We start from the raw sequence: 17307 nt of genomic DNA on the forward strand, positions 1-17307 counted from the left end.
TAACGGGACGACGCAGGTGCGCATCCCGCGCACGCATTCGGCACCGGAAAATATAATAACGAAGGGAGCAACAGATGAAGCTTTCCAAAGAATTGGTCCTCCAGGCAAAGGCGACATTCGGTACGCCTACCTACCTGTATGACGAGGCGGTGCTGCGCAGCAGTTTCAATGAACTGCGCGACGCCTTGCCCGACTGCGTGGATATCTTCTACGCGCTCAAGGTCAATCCGAATCTGTCGCTGGTGAAGCTGATCCGTTCGTACGGCGGCAACACCGAGGTCTGTTCGCTGGGCGAGCTGGAAATCGCCCTGAAGGCGGGCGTTGCACCCCAGGACATCATTTTCCTGGGCCCCTACAAGAAGCCCGAGGAACACCGCCGGGCGCTGGAAGTGGGGGTGTTCGCCATCGTCGTCGAATCCGAAACCGAACTGCGCGCGCTCTCTGCCCTGGCCGGCTCGCTGGGCTGTACCGCGCCGGTGGCCATTCGCATCAATCCCAATTTCTCGGCCTCGGGCTCGCCCTGGAAGATGGGCGGGCGCCCGACCCACTTCGGTATCGAGGAAGACACCGCAGTGGCCAATTTCGGCCAGTACCTGGCGCTGCCCCACCTGCATATCAAGGGCATTCACGTCTACAACGGCACCAAGATCCTCGACGCCCAGTCGGTGTATGACAATGCCAGCTACATCCTCGACCTGTACCGCAACCTCACCCTTCGCTACGACCTGGACCTGAGCATGGTCGACGTCGGCGGCGGCCTGGGCATCAAGTACTACGAGAACGAAAAGGAACTCGACACCCGTCAGCTCAAGCAGCTGCTGGCGCCGCTGTTCGACAGTTTCCATCGCCAGTTCCCGCGTACCCGCATCATCGTCGAGTCCGGCCGTTTCGTGGCCGGCAAATGCGGCGCGCTGCTGGTCACCGTCGACAACATCAAGCACAACCACGGCAAGACCTTCGCCGTGACCGACGGCGGCACCAACTGCCACGGTGCCGCGGCGGGCAGCGGCCAGGTGCTCAAGCGCAACTTCCGCATCGTGCACGCCACTGGCAGCAATGGCGCGCCGCTGCGCGAGTACCATATCTCCGGCCCGCTGTGCAGCCCCGACGACCTGCTGGGGCGTGACGTGCGCATCGAGACCCTGAGCGAAGGCGACCTGCTGGCGGTGACGGCCTCCGGTGCCTATGGCCCCACGGCCTCGCCCACCCTGTTCCACAGCCATGGTCACCCGGCCGAGGTGATCGTCAGCCACGGCCGCCTGTTCCTGGCCAGGGCCCGTCAGACCGCACTGGAGATCCGCGACAGCCACGCCGACGTGGCGCTGGACGACATGCTCGCCGCCCCGGCCAGCGCACCTGTCGCCAGCAGCGCACCGGGCGTGACGGCCAGCGGCGCCACGCAGGCGCAACTGATCGAAATCCTGCGGGTGGTGCTCAAGCTGCCAGCCAGTACCGAGGTGCGTGCCGACTCGCACCTGCGTGACCACCTGGGGCTCGACTCGCTCACCTCGATGGAGCTGCTGGTCAGCCTGGAGGACGAGATCGAAGGCTTCTTCGTCAACCCCGACACCATTGCCCCCGGGCACTTCAATACCGTGACGACGCTGGCGCAGTACATCGACGCCAACCGCCAGAACGCCCCCGAAACCGCCTCGCAAGGCCAGCCAGAGGTACAGTATGAGCCGGTCTAGCGTGCTCCTGCAGCAGGTACTGGAGGCCAGCAACGGCCTGTATCCGCGCAAGGCGGCAGTCATCTATGCCGATGAAACCTACACCTATGCCGACCTCGACGATTCCAGTTCGCGGCTGGCCTCGGGCTTGCAGGCCTGTGGCCTGCAGCGTCAGGAACGGGTGGTGCTGTGCCTGGGCAACCGGGTAGAAACCATTTGTGCCTTCTGGGGTGTGCTCAAGGCCGGTGGCGTGGTGGTCAATGTCGGCCTGGAGACTCATGCCGAGGGCCTTGACTACATCGTGCGGGACGCCGAGGCCTCGGTGCTGATCACCACCTCGGAGAAGTTCGCCAGCCTGTCGGTGGACACCCCGAGCCTGCCGTACCTGCGCACCATCGTGCTGCTGGACGGCGAGGCCGACTCGGCGCTGACACGCACCTTCGAGGGTGTGCTGATGCAGGGCAACGGAGCTCCGGTGCCTTGCGGCACGCTGGACCTGGACCTGGCCGCGATCATCTATACCTCCGGGTCCACCGGCGAGCCCAAGGGCGTGATGCTGACCCATCGCAACATGCTCGCGGCGCTGTCGTCGCTGCACACCTACCTGGGCTACAACGACAGCGACCACGTGCTCTGCTCGTTGCCGCTGTCGTTCGACTATGGCCTGTACCAGATGATCATGGCGCTGAGCGCGGGCGCCACCCTGGTACTGGAAAAGGAATTCACCTGGCCGATCTTCCTGATCAAGAAGATCCGCCAGTACCAGATCACGGTCATCCCGTTCGTGCCCACCATGCTCATGCTGCTGCATGAGTACGCGAGCAAGCGCAACGCCAGTTTCGAGCACGTGCGCATGGTCACCAATACCGGCGCGGCGCTCAAGCCGCCGCACATTGCGCAGATGAAGGCGCTGTTTCCGCAGGCGCAGATCTTCTCCATGTACGGCCTGACCGAGTGCAAGCGCTGCACCTACCTGCCGCCAGAGGACATCGACAGCAAGCCGGGCAGCGTCGGCATCGCCATTCCCAACACCGAGTTGTGGCTGATCGACGAGCATGGCCAGCGCATCGACCAGGCCCACCAGGTGGGCCAGTTGGTGATTCGCGGCGCCACGGTCATGGCCGGCTACTGGCGCAACCCGCAGGCCACGGCGAAAAAGCTCAAGCCCGGCCCCTATCCCGGGGAGAGCGTGCTGCATACCGGCGACTACTGCCACCTGGACGAAGACGGCTACCTGTATTTCGAAGGCCGGATGGATCACGTGATCAAGTCCCGCGGCATGAAGGTCAGCCCGGCGGAAGTGGAAGACTTCTTCTACGCCATGGCAGGCATCGATGCGGCAGCGGTGGTCGGTGTCGAGGATGCTGCGGCCGGCGAAGGGCTGTGGGCTTTCGTGACCTTGAGCCAGGGCGTCACGCTCAGCGCCGAGCAGTTGCTCGAACGCTGCCGCGCCGGGCTCGAGCCGCACAAGGTGCCACTGGCAATCAGTATCGAGCTCACCTTGCCGCGCACCGCCAACGGCAAGTTCGACCTCAAGCAGTTGCAACACACGGCACGCTCGGCGCAGCTGGCGGCCGCCGGCTGACAGGCGCTGCGGGTGTTGCCCGTTACCTCGAAACAGTGCTTACGCAGGGAGTATCTACATGCGTCTTGGCAATAAAGGCAGGGACCAGACCCTGGACGTCAACGGGCAGACGTTTGCCCTGCGGGTCTGGGGCGAGGAGGGGGCTCATCCGGTATTGGCCGTGCATGGCTGGCTGGACAACGCCGCCTCGTTCGAACAGGTGGCGCCGTACCTGAAGGATTGCTTCGTGGTGGCACCGGACCTCGCCGGGCACGGACGCTCGGACCATCGGCGTGCCGACAGTGGCTACTATCTGTGGGAACATGCCGACGACATGAATACCCTGGTCGAGTGCATGGGCTGGAAGCGCTTTTCGGTGATCGGCCATTCCATGGGCAGCGGCATCGCGTCGATCCTGGGGGCGATGAACAAGTCCATCGACAGCATGATCTTCCTCGATGGCATGGGCGCTCCGTTCACCATCGCCGAAGAAGACACCGTGGAGCACCTGAAGAAGGCCCATCGCCTGATGCGCCTGGCCCTGCGCACCCGCCTGCATGGGTTCTCGGCCCCCGACAGCGTGCAGTTCAGCAGCGTCGAGGCGGCGGTCAACGAGCGGCGCAACAGTATCGACGGCCTGCTCTCGCCGGCCTCGGCACGCCTGCTGGCCATGCGCGACCTGCTCAGCGTGGGGGATGGCTACCGCTGGCGTCACGACCCGCGGCTAGTGCTGCCCGAACCGATGCAGCTGACCGAGCGTCAGGCCTGCGACTTCCTGCGTCAGATCAGTTGCCCGCTGCATGTGATGCTCGGGCGCCAGGGCCTGTTTGCCGGCCCGGAATTCGACAAGCGCAAAAAAGCGTTGCCCTGGGCCAGCCGTGTGCACTGGCATGATGGCGGGCACCATTTTCATCTCGAAGCGGCAAGTGACAGCCTGATCGCACAGATCAACACCGCCCTTGCGCAAAACGAGCAGGGCCCGGTGCGACGAATAGCCAATGAGTAACGGAGTAGGCGTGTGAAAGAGTTCTGGATTGCCCCGTCGATGCTGGCGGCCGATTTTGCCCGGTTGGGCGAGGAAGCCGAGCGGGTTCTGGCTGCCGGTGCCGACGTCATCCACATCGACGTGATGGACAACCACTACGTACCCAACCTGACCATGGGGCCGCAGTTCTGCAAGGCCCTGCGCAGCTACGGCATCACCGCGCCGCTGGATGTGCACCTGATGGTCACCCCCGTGGACCCGATGATCCAGGCATTTGCCGAGGCGGGTGCCGACTACATCTCGATTCACCCCGAGGCCACCGTTCACCTGGACCGCTCCCTGCAACTGATCAAGGATCTGGGGTGCAAGGCGGGCCTGGCCTTCAATCCGGCCACAGGGCTGGAGGAATGCAAGTATGTGTTCGACAAGCTCGACCTGTTGTTGCTGATGTCGGTCAACCCCGGCTTCGGCGGGCAGTCGTTCATCCCGGCGGTCTTGCCCAAGATCGAAGCAGCGCGCAAGCTGATCGATGCCAGTGGCCGTGACATCCGCCTGGAAGTGGATGGCGGGGTCAACCTTCACACCATCGGCCAGGTCGCTGCGGCCGGTGCCGACATGTTCGTGGCCGGTACGGCGATCTTTTCCCAGCCCGATTACCGCGCCACGCTCCACGCCTTGCGCAGCACGATTGCCGATGCCGCCCCGCGGCGCCAGTCATGAGCTGTGCAGTGAATTTCGCGAACCAGCATGAGTTACCCGTCCTTGCACAATAATACGTTTATCAAGGCCTTGCTGCGCCAACCCACGGCGCATACGCCTGTCTGGCTGATGCGCCAGGCCGGCCGCTACCTGCCCGAGCATCGCGCCCTGCGTGCCAGGGCCGGCTCGTACCTGGACCTGGTGAAGAACCCGGACCTGGCCACCGAGGCCAGCCTGCAACCGCTGCGCCGTTTCAGCCTGGATGCCGCCGTGGTGTTCGCCGACATGCTCAGCCTGCCCGACGCCATGGGGCTGGGCCTGTACTGCGTGAACGGCGATGGCCCGCGCTTTCGTCACCCCTTGCGTGACGAGGCGGCCATCGAGCGTCTGCGCGTACCCGAACCCGAGGCGCTGGAGCACACCTACCAGACCCTCGCCCAGGTGCGTCACGAACTGGAGGGCAAGGTACCGGTGGTGGGCTTTGCCGCAAGCCCCTGGACCCTGGCCTGCTACATGGTCGAGGGTGGCCCGCCGGGCGACTGCCAGTTGATCAAGAAGATGCTCTACCGTCGCCCGGAACTGCTGCACCGGTTGCTCAAGGTGCTCGGTCACGCGGTGGCTGCCGACCTCAATGCACAGATCGAGTCCGGCGCCCAGGCGGTGATGCTGGTGGACAGCTTCGGCGGTGTGCTGGCCGACGCTGCCTATCGGCGTTTCTCCCTGTATTACCTGCGTGAAGTGCTGGCGCGCCTGCACAAGACCCAGCATGGCGTGCGCATTCCCTCCATCGTGCATACCCGTGGTGGCGCCCAGTGGCTCAGCCCGCTGGCCGACAGCGGCGCCGATGCGCTGGGCCTGGACTGGACGTGTGACCTGGCGCTGGCACGCCAGCTGGTGGGCAACTGCGTGGCGCTGCAGGGCAACCTCGACCCGGCCGTGCTGCTGGCAGACGAGGCGAGCATTCGCCGCGAGGTGCGACGCACCCTGCAGACGTTCGGACCACCGGCGGCCGGTTTCGGCCATGTGTTCAACCTGGGGCAGGGCATTTCGCCGGCCACTTCGCCAGAGGCGGTTGCAGTACTGGTCGACGCGGTGCATCACTACAGCCGCGTCGCGGGAGGTGTGCATGCTTGACCCGACGTTCGACTTCGACAAGATGCTGTGTTTCTCGCTGTATTCGACAGCCAACGCCATGGTTCGGGACTATGCCGAACCGCTCAAGCGACGTGGCGTCACCTACCCGCAACTGCTGGTGATGGCCGGGTTGTGGGGCAAGGATGATGTGTCGATCAGCGCCTTGAGCGAGCTCACCCTGTTCGACCTGGGCACGTTGACGCCAATCGTCAAGCGCCTGGCGGATGCGGGGTTCATCACCGTGTACCTGGACCCCAGCGACCGACGCCGACGCAACCTGCTGCTGACCGACAAGGGCCGTGAGCTCAAGGCCGAGGCGGCGCAGGTGTTCAGCAACATGGCGTGCAAGATCGACCTTGGCGAGGGCGAGGTGGAGCAGGTGCTCAACGTGTGCCACCGGATCCGTACCCGCCTGCGCTGACTCGCACCCATTCGCCAGCAAGGCCTGCTCCTGTAGGAGCCAGCCTTGCTGGCGAACAGCCACACCACCCACCACATTGGCACACCCGCCAACCTCCCTGGCAGCCAGCGAAACACCCCACCTTCAGCAGCGCCATACACTCTCCTGGGATGTTCCCAACCATAACAAAAGGAGTGTTCATGACTGCCGGCACCGTACCCCTGCTAGCCAGTGTCCAGCGTTTTCTCGGACGCCAACACGGCCTGTACATCAATGGCGGCTGGCGGCCGTCCACCTCCAGCCAGACCCTTACCGTCTTCAACCCGGCCAACGGCCAACCCATTGCCGTGACCCCCGATGCCAGCGCCGAGGATGTCGACCAGGCCGTGCAATCGGCGCATCGGGCATTCGTCAGTGGCGTGTGGGCGCGCCGCGCCCCGGCCGAGCGCGAGCGTATCCTGCTGCGCTACGCCGATTTGCTCGAACAGCACGGTGAAGAGCTGGCCCAGCTCGAAACCCTGGAACAAGGCAAGTCGATCAACATCGCCCGCGCCTTCGAAGTCGGCAGTACCCTGAACTGGATGCGCTACACCGCCGGCCTCACCACCAAGATCTGCGGGCGCACCCTGGATGTGTCGATCCCGGTGCCTGAAGGCGCCCGCTACACCGCCTATACGCGCAAAGAGCCGGTCGGCGTGGTGGCTGGCATCGTGCCGTGGAACTTCCCGCTGATGATCGGCATGTGGAAGGTGATGCCCGCCCTGGCGGCCGGCTGCTCGATCGTCATCAAGCCCTCCGAGATCACCCCGTTGACCCTGATGCGCATGGCCGAGCTGGCCACCGAGGCCGGCATCCCGGACGGCGTGTTCAACCTGATCACCGGCAGCGGCAGCGTATGCGGCAGCGCCCTCACCAGCCACCCGCGGGTGGCGAAGATCAGCTTTACCGGCTCTACCGCCACCGGCAAGCACATTGCCCGTTCGGCGGTCGATCGCCTGACGCGCCTGTCACTGGAGCTGGGTGGCAAGAACCCGGCCATCGTGCTGGCCGACGCCGATCCGCAGCAGGTGATCGAAGGCCTGATGATGGGCAGCTTCCTCAACCAGGGGCAGGTGTGCGCTGCCAGTTCGCGTATCTATGTCGAGGCGCCGCTGTTCGACCGCCTGGCAGCGGACTTCGAGCAGGCGATCAAGGGGCTGAGCGTAGGCCCGGGCCTGGACCCCAGTGCGCAGATCAACGCCCTGGCTTCCGGCGCGCACCAGCAGTCGGTGCAGGCCTATCTGGCCGATGCCCGCGAGCAGGGCGCGCAGATCATCAGCGGTGCCAGCGCGCCGGATGCCAATGGCTACTACGTCAGCCCGTCGTTGATCCTCAACCCCGACGACAACCTGCGCCTGACCCGCAGCGAAGTGTTCGGCCCGGTGCTGAGCCTGACCCGCGTGGCCGATGTGGAAGAAGCGCTGGCCCGCGCCAACGACAGCGACTATGGCCTGACCGCCAGCCTGTGGACCACCAGCCTCAAGTCGGCCATGGACCTCACCCCGCGCATCGAGGCCGGCACCGTGTGGGTCAACAGCCACACCCTGATCGATGCCAACATGCCGTTTGGCGGCTTCAAGCAATCCGGTACCGGGCGTGATTTCGGCGTCGACTGGCTGGACGCCTTCACCGAGACCAAGTCGGTGTGCATCCGCCACTGAGGCGGCTGGCAGGCCGCAGGCGCTCAGCTGTAGCGCTTGCGGTACTCGCCGGGCGACACGCCAAAGCGCTGCTTGAACGCAGTGGTGAAGTAGCTGCTGTTGGAGAAGCCCCAGGTGTACCCCAGCGCCGACAGCTTGAGGGTCGACTGCGGGTTGCGCAGGGTTTCGGCGCAGATGTCCAGGCGCCGGTTCTTGATGTACTGCGCGATCACCAGGCCCTTCTTGGTGAACACCCGGTACAGCCCGCGCATCGACACGCCGATGTCGCGCGCGATCATCTCCGGGCACAGCGCCTCGTCGGCAATGTGCGCCTCGATCAGCGCCAGGCTTTTGCGAAAGATGCGTTCATGCGGGTCGGGGTTGCTGTCGCTGCCGCACAGTGCCGGGCGCATCAGGCTGATCAGCGCATCGATCACCGCTTCGCTTTCGGCCAGGCTCACCTCGTCCAGCTGGGTCGAGGACAACAGCATCTGCTGGGCGAGCAGGGCGACCGGCGAACCGGCCGGGATCTTGCGCCCGATCTCCACCGGGGTGAAGCGCAGCAGCTGGTCGACCCGGTCGTGGGGCAGTATCAGCGAGATCTGCTGGGAGGCATCGCCAAAGGTGAAGTCGCTGGGGCGTGCACTGTCGATCAGCAGGATGTCCCCCGGCATCAGCACTTCGCGGGCGTCGTCCTGGGCCATGTTGGCCATGCCCTTGAGCTGGAACACCGCAAAGTACTTGTGTTCGCTGCTGCGCTGCACCTCGCGCGGCGTGCGCAGCAGCCGCGCGTGAGAGCTGCTCACGTGACTGAAGCGCAGGGCGCCCAGCTGGCGGGGGCGAATCTCACCGCTGAACGCATCCCCCAGCGCGGCACCGTCGAACTCGCCGCAGGCATGGTTGATGTCGGCCAGCCATTGCTGGAAGTGCTGCTGGGCAGTAGCGGTATTCATGGGTCACACCTCACACCTGGCATTGTTGTTAGGGTGCATGTGATGGCTGGGGGCACGCGCTGCAGGTTAGCGCAGCCCGCCGAAGCGCCGGTAGAAGTTTTCGCTGGCATCGGGCAGCGGGCCGTCTGCGGTTTCCATCGCACTGCTCAGCCACTGTTCGGCCGGGGCACAGGTCAGTCGATACAGGTTGCGGCACAGCTGGCGTGCGGCGCGGCCCTCCCAGTCGCCCGGCAGCAGTTCGTCGGGCAGATGCGGGTCGCGCAGCAGCAGCTTGCGGTACTCGTGAATCAGCAGCAGGCGCACCATGAAGCAGTCCATCGGCTGCAGGCTGTCCTGCTCGCGCAGCGCCTGCCACACCGGGCGAAACAGCTGGATGAACTCGCTGTACTGCGCCCCCAGCTCCTCGATACGCCAGCTTTCGCGCACCTGGGCACGCAAGGCGCGGGAGGCCATCACGTCCTGGCCGGTGGTCTCGAACAGGATGGTGTCTTCCAGCGCGTCCAGGTCCAGCAGGGTGGCGTTGATGTCGGTGCGGTCGGCCCGCGGGCTGGCCAGCACCACCGGCGAGATGGCGCCAAAGCCCTGCCATTCGAGCTCTTCGCGTACCTGCTTGCGCTTGTCGGCAGACAGCTGGGTGAGCATCGCCAGGTGCCAGGAGCCATCCCACTGCGGCACCACCGAGCTGTACACCCGCTTGAAGGCCTTGTCGAAACGCCGCCGCCCGGCACCGGTGAGGCTGTAGTAGCTGCGCCGGCCGACCTTTTCGGCGGTCAGCCAGCCTTCCTTGGTCAGGCGGAACATCGAGGTGCGGATCAGCCGCTCGTTGATGCCGAAGGGCTCGAGCAACTGGATCAGGCTGCCCAGCCACACGGTGCCACCGTGGGGTTCGATGGCATCGCCATACAGGGTGACGATCAGCGAACTGGCACGGATCGGGATCTGTTCCTGGAAACGGGTGACGAGCTGATTGAGGGGCGCGAGCGACGACATGGAGGATCCGCTGGGTGAAACCCCGGAATATAACTGCCGTTTGTCCTTCAAGGCCAGCGTTGCCGTCGGCACTTCAGGCCGTGTGGTTTTTCGGGCGGAACGTACTGTCGCTGACACGTCTGCGGTCCTGTTCGGGTTGGCTCAAGGGGCTGCATTCCACCATCTGCTCCAGGCAGCGCCGGGTCAGTGCGTGGTACTCGCCCGTGCCGCCCTGCTTCCAGTGCACTTCAGCGTCGCTCAGGCTGCGTTTGACCTGGGCCGGCGAGCCCACCACCAGCGAGCGGGGCGGGCAGTCGAAGCCGGCCTTGACGAAGGCGGTGGCGCCGACGATCGAGCAGGCACCGATCACGGCGCCGTCCATGACCACCGCATTCATGCCCACCAGCGCATCGGCACCGATGCGGCAGCCGTGCAGCACGGCGCCGTGGCCCACGTGCCCGTTGCGCTCGATCACCGTGTCGCTGTCGGGGAAGCCGTGCATCACGCAGGTGTCCTGCAGGTTGGCGCCCTGTTCGAGAATGATGCGTCCGAAATCGCCGCGCAGGCTGGCCAGCGGGCCTACATAGCAGTCGGGGCCGACGATCACGTCGCCAATCAGTACCGCCGAAGGGTGCACGTAGGCGCTGGGGTCGATGACCGGGGTGATTCCGCCAAGGCTGTAGCAGGTCATGTCGGTTTCCTGTGGACGGGGATGACAGCGAATATAACGTATTGTTACTTGTTTGCAATGCTTCGATGTATCGCTTCTTGGCGCTTTACTCGCTATAAGCGCAGTGTTTGCTGGGTTTATTTGGCACGCATGGAAAACAAATAGACACAGACAAGTCGCAGTAATGTTGATTTTGTGTATCATATTGTGGCTATACTCTGCCGCAATCGGCCTCGACCCAACAATAACAGCCAGCCTCGACTGGCCCGTGCGGTGACCGTCATGCCTGACACCCTGTTGCTTGATAACTCCCACGCCGGCATCTGCCTGGTGACGCTGCACCGCCCCGAGGTGCTCAATGCCCTCAACACCCGCCTGCTCGGCGAGCTGGCAGCCGAACTCGAGCGCCTGGAGCGTGACGACAGCTGCCGCGCCGTGGTGCTCACCGGCAGTCGCAAGGCGTTTGCCGCCGGCGCCGACATCAACGAGATGGCCGAGCGCGATGCGGTGGGCATCCTCAACGACCCGCGTGTTGCCTGTTGGCAGCAGATCAGCCGCTTCAGCAAGCCCCTGGTGGCGGCCGTCAACGGCTTTGCCCTGGGCGGTGGCTGCGAGCTGGCGATGCACGCCGACATCATCGTGGCGGGCGTGGATGCGCGTTTCGGCCAGCCGGAAATCAACCTGGGCATCATGCCTGGCGCCGGCGGCACCCAGCGTCTGCTGCGCGCGGTGGGCAAGTCCATGGCCATGCAGATGGTGCTCACCGGCGAGCCCATCGATGCGCGCACCGCGCAACAGGCCGGCCTGGTCAGCGAAATCACCCAACCCGAATTCACCGTCGAGCGCGCCGTGCAGATCGCCCAGGCCATCGCGCGCAAGGCCCCGCTGGCCGTGCGCCTGGCCAAGGAATCGCTGCTCAAGGCCATGGATACCGACCTTGCCAGCGGCCTGCGTTTCGAGCGCCACGCCTTCACTGTGCTGGCCGCCACCGATGACCGGCGCGAGGGCATCAGTGCCTTTCGCGAAAAACGCGCCCCGGTGTTCACCGGCCGCTGAGTGCGCCGGCCCCTTTTACTTCAACCTTGCGAGCGGTACTGGTCATGACCTTCGAGCACATTCTTTTCGACATAGACGACGGCGTGGCCTTTCTGCGCCTGAACCGTCCCGAGCAACTCAACAGCTTCAACGCGCAGATGCACGCCGAAGTGAAGGAGGCGCTCAAGCAGGTACGCGCCAATGCCCAGGTGCGTGTGCTGCTGCTTACCGGTGAAGGGCGCGGCTTCTGTGCCGGGCAGGACCTGTCCGACCGCAACGTCGCGCCCGGTGCGCAGATGCCCGACCTGGGCGAGTCCATCGAAAAATTCTACAACCCGCTGATTCGCGCCCTGCGCGATTTGCCGCTGCCGGTGATCTGCGCGGTCAACGGCGTGGCCGCCGGCGCCGGGGCGAACATCCCGCTGGCCTGCGACCTGGTGCTGGCGGCGCGTTCGGCCAGCTTCATCCAGGCGTTCTGCAAACTCGGCCTGGTGCCCGACTCGGGCGGTACCTGGTTCCTGCCGCGGCTGGTCGGCGTGGCGCGGGCCAAGGCCCTGGCGCTGCTGGGCAACAAGCTGTCGGCCGAGCAGGCCGAGCAGTGGGGGCTGATCTACCGCTGCGTCGACGACGAGGCCCTGCGCGACGAGGCCCTGGGCCTGGCGCGACAGCTGGCGACACAGCCCACCTCGGGCCTGGCACTGATCAAGCGCGGGCTCAATGCCAGCCTGGACAACAGCCTTGACCAGCAACTGGACCTGGAGCGCGACCTGCAGCGCCTGGCCGGGCGCAGCGAGGACTACCGCGAGGGCGTGGCCGCCTTCATGGCCAAGCGCGCCCCCGTGTTCAAGGGGTGCTGAGCATGAGCGCACTGGACACAAGCGTTGTGGTGGCGGTGATCGGTGCCGGGGCCATGGGCGCCGGCATTGCCCAGGTGGCGGCGCAGGCCGGGCATCCGGTGCTGCTGCACGACAGCCGCCCGGGGGCGGCGAGCGCGGCCATCGAGGGGCTGGGTGTGCAACTGGGCAAGCGGGTGGAGAAGGGCAAGCTCGACCCCGCGCAGCGCGAGGCCACCCTGGCGCGCCTGCACGCGGTGCAGGCGCTCGACGAGCTGGCGGACGCTGGGCTGGTGATCGAGGCCATCGTCGAGAACCTCGACGCCAAGCGCGAGCTGTTTGCTCGCCTGGAAGCAATCTGCACGGCCGACTGCGTGCTGGCCAGCAACACCTCGTCGCTGTCGATCACCCGCATCGCGGCCGGCCTGGCGCGGCCCGAGCGGTTCGTGGGCGTGCACTTCTTCAACCCTGCGCCGGTCATGGCGCTGGTCGAGATCGTCTCGGGGCTGGCCACGGCACCGCAGGTAGCGGCCAGCCTGTATGCAACGGCCAGGGCCTGGGGCAAGGCGCCGGTGCATGCCAGCTCCAGCCCGGGCTTCATCGTCAACCGCGTGGCGCGCCCGTTCTATGCCGAAAGCCTGCGCCTGTTGCAGGAGGGTGCGGCCGAGTGCGCCACGCTGGATGCGCTGATGCGCGAGGCCGGCGGCTTTCGCATGGGCGCGTTCGAGCTGACCGACCTGATCGGGCATGACGTCAACTACGCGGTCACCTGTTCGGTGTTCGATGCCTATTACGGCGACATGCGCTTCCAGCCGTCGCTGATCCAGGCGGCGCTGGTGGATGCCGGCCGGCTGGGGCGCAAGAGCGGGCAGGGGTTCTATGACTATGGGCCCTCGGCCGCGCGCCCGGTGGTCAGCGAGCTGCGCAGTGGTTTGCGCATCGAGGCCTGTGAAGTCGAAGGCGACCTGGGCATTGCGCAGGGCTTGCTGACGCGTATCGAGGCGCACGGCATCAAGGTGTCGCGGGCCCCATCGCGGGTCGAGCCCGCGCCCACCGGTCGTTGTGGAAGCGGGCTTGACCCGCGATGCGGGCACGCAGTCATACGCGTGGGCGACGCCGTGCTGGCCCTGACCGACGGTCGCCTGGCCAGCCAGCGCGCCCGCGACGAAGGCTTGCACAACCTCGTGCTGTTCGACCTGGCGCTGGACTACGCCACCGCCGGGCGCATCGGCATCAGCTGGTCCGCCGACACCACCCCCGCTGCCCGCGACCAGGCCGTGGCCTTGCTGCAGGCCGCGGGCCTGGTGGTCAGCCCGCTGGCCGACGTGCCGGGGCTGCTGGTGATGCGCACCGTGGCCATGCTTGCCAACGAAGCCGCCGACGCGGTGCTGCAGGGCGTGGCCACGGCGGCGGATGTCGACCTGGCCATGCGCAAGGGCGTGAACTACCCCCAAGGCCCGCTGGCCTGGGCCGACGCCATCGGCCCGACGCAGGTGCTGGCGGTACTCGACAATCTGCAGGCCGCCTACGGCGAAAGCCGCTACCGGCCATCACTGCTGCTGCGGCGCACGGTCGCCGAGGGGAGGGCATTGCATGACTGACCTGAACGCCACCGAGCTTGCCAGCCAATGTGCCCAGGCCATGCTCGCCCGTGACCGCGCCAGCCTCGCGCTGGGCATGCAACTGCTGAGCGTCGCGCCGGGCAGGGCGCGCCTGAGCATGCCGGTGCGCGCCGACATGATCCAGGGCCATGGCACCTGCCATGGCGGCTACATCTTCACCCTGGCCGACTCGGCGTTTGCCGTGGCCTGCAACACCTACAACCAGGTCACCATCGGCCTGGGCTGCAGCATCGACTACATCGCCCCGGCACTGATGGGCGACACGCTCAATGCAAGTTGCGTGGAGCAGAGCCGTGGTGGACGCACCGGCAACTACGACGTGCGTGTGGAAAACCAGAACGGGCAGCTGATCGCGCTGTTCCATGGCAAATCTTACAAGGTGCAAGGCACAGTGCTTGCCCAGGAGACCGCAGATGAATGACGCCCTTATCATCGACGCCGTGCGCACCCCCATCGGGCGCTATGCCGGCGCGCTGAGCACGGTACGTGCCGACGACCTGGGCGCGGTGCCGCTGCGTGCGCTGATGGCGCGCCACCCGCAGGTGGACTGGTCGCAGGTGGACGACGTGCTGTTCGGCTGCGCCAACCAGGCCGGCGAAGACAACCGCAACGTGGCGCGCATGTCGGCGCTGCTGGCCGGCCTGCCGATGGAAGTGCCGGGCACCACGGTCAACCGCCTGTGCGGCTCGGGCATGGACGCCATCGGCCTGGGCGCACGCTCGATCCGCAGTGGCGAAGCCGGCCTGCTGCTGGTGGGCGGGGTGGAGTCGATGTCGCGCGCCCCGCTGGTGATGGGCAAGGCCGAACAGGCCTTCTCGCGCCAGGCGCAACTGTACGACACCACCATTGGCTGGCGCTTCGTCAACGCCGCGATGGAAAAGGCGTATGGTATCGACTCGATGCCGGAGACTGCCGAAAACGTCGCCGCACAGTTCGGCATTTCCCGTGCCGACCAGGACGCCTTCGCCCTGCGCAGCCAGCAACGTGCGGCGGCTGCCCAGGCCAGCGGGCGCCTGGCGCAGGAGATCGTGCCGGTGTCGATTGCCCAGCGCAAGGGCGAGCCCAAGCGCGTCGAGCACGACGAACACCCGCGTGGCGACACCACGCTGCAGATGCTGCAACGCCTGGGTACGCCGTTTCGCGAGGGCGGCAGTGTCACGGCGGGCAATGCCTCGGGGGTCAACGACGGTGCCTGTGCGCTGCTGCTGGCAAGCCCGGCGCAGGCTGCGCGCTTCGGGCTCAAGGCCCGTGGGCGGGTGGTGGCGATGGCCACGGCCGGCGTCGAGCCGCGCATCATGGGCATCGGCCCGGTGCCGGCCACGCGCAAGGTGCTGGAACTGGCCAACCTGAACCTGTCCGACATGGATGTCATCGAGCTGAACGAAGCCTTCGCCGCGCAGGGCCTGGCGGTGCTGCGCGAGCTCGGGCTGGCTGACGACGACCCGCGGGTCAACCCCAATGGCGGCGCCATCGCCCTGGGGCATCCGCTGGGCATGAGCGGCGCTCGCCTGGTGACCACCGCACTGGTGGAACTGGAGCAACGCGGCGGGCGGTACGCGCTGTGCACGATGTGCATCGGCGTGGGGCAGGGTATCGCGATGATCATCGAGCGAACCTGAGCCGGCAACACAGCGGGAGCCGTGCAGCTCCCACACTCGGGCCCGTCAGGGGCTGAACCATAAAAAGAATCAGAGTGAACACATGAACATGGCCGCCTTGAATACTGCTGTACTCGACCCGCTGGAGACCGCCAGCATCGATGAACTGCGCCAGCACCAGCTTGACCGCCTGCGCTGGAGCCTGTCCCACGCCTACCAGAACGTGCCGCTGTACCGCCAGCGCTTCGACCAGTTGGGAGTGCACCCCGACGAGGTGCGTTCGCTGGACGACCTGGCCCGATTCCCGTTCACCACCAAGACCGACCTGCGCGACAACTACCCCTACGGCATGTTCGCCGTGCCCATGCATGACGTGGTGCGGGTGCACGCCTCCAGCGGCACCACCGGCAAGCCGACGGTGGTGGGCTACACGCAGAACGATATCGACACCTGGGCCAACGTGGTGGCGCGCTCGATCCGCGCCGCGGGCGGGCGCAAGGGCGACAAGGTGCATGTGTCGTATGGCTACGGGCTGTTCACCGGCGGGCTGGGCGCGCATTACGGCGCCGAACGCCTGGGCTGCACGGTGATCCCGATGTCGGGCGGGCAGACCGAGAAGCAGGTGCAGCTGATCAACGACTTCCAGCCGGACATCATCATGGTCACGCCCTCGTACATGCTCAACCTGGCCGACGAGATCGAGCGCCAGGGGCTGGACCCGCACAAGCTGGCGCTGCGCCTGGGGATCTTCGGTGCCGAGCCGTGGACCGACGAGTTGCGCCGCTCCATCGAGCAGCGCATGGGTATCACCGCGCTGGATATCTACGGGCTGTCGGAAATCATGGGCCCGGGCGTGGCCATGGAGTGCGCCGAGACCAAAGACGGGCCGACCCTCTGGGAAGACCACTTCTACCCCGAAATCATCGACCCGGTGACCGGTGCGGTGCTGCCCGACGGGCAGATGGGCGAGCTGGTGTTCACCTCGCTGAGCAAGGAGGCGCTGCCGATGATCCGCTACCGCACCCGCGACCTGACGCGACTGTTGCCCGGCACCGCGCGGCCAATGCGGCGCATCGACAAGATCACCGGGCGCAGCGACGACATGCTGATCGTGCGTGGGGTCAACGTGTTCCCGACCCAGGTCGAGGAACAGGTTCTGAAAATAAAACAGTTTTCAGAGTGCTATGAGATTTATCTGTATCGTGATGGAAATCTCGACACGGTGGATGTGCACGTGGAGCTGCGTGCCGAATGCCAGCACTACGACGAGGCCCAGCGCAGGCTGCTGACCGCCGAGCTGGGCAAGCAGATCAAGACCTACATCGGCATCAGCACGCGCATCGTGCTGCAGCCGTTGGGCACGCTGAAACGTTCGGAAGGCAAGGCCTGTCATGTGTATGACAAGCGTCTGGCCAGCTGATAGCTGATGGCTGCCGAAGCCCCGACCTGGTCGGGGCTTTTTTTTGCGCCCTTCGCCTGCAAGCGCTTGTAGGAGC

Annotated in this window: 16 protein-coding genes; 13 read left to right on the top strand and 3 right to left on the bottom strand. The window is 65.9% G+C overall.

Going from position 1 to position 17307, the window contains the following annotated elements; genetic code table 11:
- The first annotated feature begins 74 nt into the window (after nucleotides 1-74).
- The 7 genes from V9K84_RS06350 to V9K84_RS06380 all read left to right on the top strand — a co-directional run bounded on the left by V9K84_RS06350 (nucleotide 75) and on the right by V9K84_RS06380 (nucleotide 8152).
- Entirely contained in the window at nucleotides 75-1691 is a 1617-nt protein-coding gene (locus V9K84_RS06350) for a phosphopantetheine-binding protein (protein WP_088515422.1), read from the top strand.
- The gene (locus V9K84_RS06355) at nucleotides 1678-3255 is read left to right on the top strand and encodes a class I adenylate-forming enzyme family protein (RefSeq protein ID WP_052504287.1); all 1578 of its coding nucleotides are present in this window, start codon (nucleotides 1678-1680) and stop codon (nucleotides 3253-3255) included. The genes V9K84_RS06350 and V9K84_RS06355 overlap by 14 nt, the downstream gene beginning before the upstream one ends.
- A gap of 58 nt (nucleotides 3256-3313) precedes the next feature.
- A complete protein-coding gene (locus V9K84_RS06360; protein WP_043863019.1) occupies nucleotides 3314-4240 on the top strand; it encodes an alpha/beta hydrolase in 927 nt (308 codons plus the stop codon).
- Between the two features lie 12 nt (nucleotides 4241-4252).
- Nucleotides 4253-4939, top strand: a complete 687-nt coding sequence (gene rpe, locus V9K84_RS06365) for a ribulose-phosphate 3-epimerase (protein WP_043863018.1) — start codon at nucleotides 4253-4255, stop codon at nucleotides 4937-4939.
- Between the two features lie 27 nt (nucleotides 4940-4966).
- Nucleotides 4967-6052 carry a uroporphyrinogen decarboxylase gene (gene hemE, locus V9K84_RS06370; protein WP_054915444.1) on the top strand — a complete coding sequence of 362 codons (1086 nt, stop codon included), beginning with the start codon at nucleotides 4967-4969 and terminating at the stop codon, nucleotides 6050-6052.
- On the top strand, nucleotides 6045-6473 hold the full coding sequence (locus tag V9K84_RS06375) for a MarR family transcriptional regulator (RefSeq protein ID WP_043863016.1): 429 nt from the start codon (nucleotides 6045-6047) through the stop codon (nucleotides 6471-6473). Before hemE ends, V9K84_RS06375 begins: the two co-directional genes overlap by 8 nt.
- A gap of 179 nt (nucleotides 6474-6652) precedes the next feature.
- Nucleotides 6653-8152 carry an aldehyde dehydrogenase family protein gene (locus V9K84_RS06380; RefSeq protein ID WP_058541132.1) on the top strand — a complete coding sequence of 500 codons (1500 nt, stop codon included), beginning with the start codon at nucleotides 6653-6655 and terminating at the stop codon, nucleotides 8150-8152.
- A gap of 23 nt (nucleotides 8153-8175) precedes the next feature.
- Here the strand turns inward: V9K84_RS06380 and feaR are convergent, their stop codons facing one another.
- From feaR to paaY, 3 genes are all read right to left on the bottom strand, one after another.
- On the bottom strand, nucleotides 8176-9084 hold the full coding sequence (gene feaR / locus V9K84_RS06385) for a transcriptional regulator FeaR (protein ID WP_338794322.1): 909 nt from the start codon (nucleotides 9082-9084) through the stop codon (nucleotides 8176-8178).
- Nucleotides 9085-9150: 66 nt separating this feature from the next.
- Nucleotides 9151-10074 (bottom strand): phenylacetic acid degradation operon negative regulatory protein PaaX, encoded by a 924-nt coding sequence (gene paaX / locus V9K84_RS06390; protein WP_054915441.1) that lies wholly within the window; start codon nucleotides 10072-10074, stop codon nucleotides 9151-9153.
- A 73-nt stretch (nucleotides 10075-10147) separates the two neighbouring features.
- Nucleotides 10148-10744, bottom strand: a complete 597-nt coding sequence (gene paaY, locus V9K84_RS06395; protein WP_043863012.1) for a phenylacetic acid degradation protein PaaY — start codon at nucleotides 10742-10744, stop codon at nucleotides 10148-10150.
- A 261-nt stretch (nucleotides 10745-11005) separates the two neighbouring features.
- Between paaY and paaF the strand changes: the two genes are divergently transcribed.
- The 6 genes from paaF (at nucleotide 11006) to paaK (ending at nucleotide 17231) form a co-directional block, all read left to right on the top strand.
- On the top strand, nucleotides 11006-11779 hold the full coding sequence (gene paaF, locus V9K84_RS06400; protein ID WP_054915468.1) for a 2,3-dehydroadipyl-CoA hydratase PaaF: 774 nt from the start codon (nucleotides 11006-11008) through the stop codon (nucleotides 11777-11779).
- A gap of 44 nt (nucleotides 11780-11823) precedes the next feature.
- Nucleotides 11824-12615, top strand: coding sequence for a 2-(1,2-epoxy-1,2-dihydrophenyl)acetyl-CoA isomerase PaaG (gene paaG, locus V9K84_RS06405; RefSeq protein WP_043863010.1), 792 nt, complete (start codon nucleotides 11824-11826; stop codon nucleotides 12613-12615).
- A gap of 2 nt (nucleotides 12616-12617) precedes the next feature.
- On the top strand, nucleotides 12618-14192 hold the full coding sequence (gene paaH / locus V9K84_RS06410; RefSeq protein WP_088515420.1) for a 3-hydroxyacyl-CoA dehydrogenase PaaH: 1575 nt from the start codon (nucleotides 12618-12620) through the stop codon (nucleotides 14190-14192).
- Nucleotides 14185-14634: a hydroxyphenylacetyl-CoA thioesterase PaaI gene (gene paaI / locus V9K84_RS06415; RefSeq protein WP_043863008.1), complete on the top strand. Its 450-nt coding sequence runs from the start codon at nucleotides 14185-14187 to the stop codon at nucleotides 14632-14634. The genes paaH and paaI overlap by 8 nt, the downstream gene beginning before the upstream one ends.
- A complete protein-coding gene (pcaF, locus tag V9K84_RS06420) occupies nucleotides 14627-15832 on the top strand; it encodes a 3-oxoadipyl-CoA thiolase (protein WP_088515419.1) in 1206 nt (401 codons plus the stop codon). Before paaI ends, pcaF begins: the two co-directional genes overlap by 8 nt.
- Nucleotides 15833-15914: 82 nt before the next feature.
- Entirely contained in the window at nucleotides 15915-17231 is a 1317-nt protein-coding gene (paaK, locus tag V9K84_RS06425) for a phenylacetate--CoA ligase PaaK (RefSeq protein ID WP_054915437.1), read from the top strand.
- The last annotated feature ends 76 nt before the right edge of the window (nucleotides 17232-17307 follow it).

The organism is Pseudomonas sp. AE27 (genome assembly GCF_037113495.1).
Taxonomy (GTDB): Bacteria; Pseudomonadota; Gammaproteobacteria; order Pseudomonadales; family Pseudomonadaceae; genus Aquipseudomonas; species Aquipseudomonas palmensis.

Excerpts from the sequence above, each read along its gene's own strand:
- V9K84_RS06350 (WP_088515422.1), top strand. The coding sequence starts at position 75 with ATGAAGCTTTCCAAAGAATTGGTCCTCCAGGCAAAGGCGACATTCGGT.
- V9K84_RS06355 (WP_052504287.1), top strand. The coding sequence starts at position 1,678 with ATGAGCCGGTCTAGCGTGCTCCTGCAGCAGGTACTGGAGGCCAGCAAC.
- V9K84_RS06360 (WP_043863019.1), top strand. The coding sequence starts at position 3,314 with ATGCGTCTTGGCAATAAAGGCAGGGACCAGACCCTGGACGTCAACGGG.
- hemE (WP_054915444.1), top strand. The coding sequence starts at position 4,967 with ATGAGTTACCCGTCCTTGCACAATAATACGTTTATCAAGGCCTTGCTG.
- V9K84_RS06375 (WP_043863016.1), top strand. The coding sequence starts at position 6,045 with ATGCTTGACCCGACGTTCGACTTCGACAAGATGCTGTGTTTCTCGCTG.
- V9K84_RS06380 (WP_058541132.1), top strand. The coding sequence starts at position 6,653 with ATGACTGCCGGCACCGTACCCCTGCTAGCCAGTGTCCAGCGTTTTCTC.
- feaR (WP_338794322.1), bottom strand. The coding sequence starts at position 9,084 with ATGAATACCGCTACTGCCCAGCAGCACTTCCAGCAATGGCTGGCCGAC.
- paaX (WP_054915441.1), bottom strand. The coding sequence starts at position 10,074 with ATGTCGTCGCTCGCGCCCCTCAATCAGCTCGTCACCCGTTTCCAGGAA.
- paaY (WP_043863012.1), bottom strand. The coding sequence starts at position 10,744 with ATGACCTGCTACAGCCTTGGCGGAATCACCCCGGTCATCGACCCCAGC.
- paaF (WP_054915468.1), top strand. The coding sequence starts at position 11,006 with ATGCCTGACACCCTGTTGCTTGATAACTCCCACGCCGGCATCTGCCTG.
- paaG (WP_043863010.1), top strand. The coding sequence starts at position 11,824 with ATGACCTTCGAGCACATTCTTTTCGACATAGACGACGGCGTGGCCTTT.
- paaH (WP_088515420.1), top strand. The coding sequence starts at position 12,618 with ATGAGCGCACTGGACACAAGCGTTGTGGTGGCGGTGATCGGTGCCGGG.
- paaI (WP_043863008.1), top strand. The coding sequence starts at position 14,185 with ATGACTGACCTGAACGCCACCGAGCTTGCCAGCCAATGTGCCCAGGCC.
- pcaF (WP_088515419.1), top strand. The coding sequence starts at position 14,627 with ATGAATGACGCCCTTATCATCGACGCCGTGCGCACCCCCATCGGGCGC.
- paaK (WP_054915437.1), top strand. The coding sequence starts at position 15,915 with ATGAACATGGCCGCCTTGAATACTGCTGTACTCGACCCGCTGGAGACC.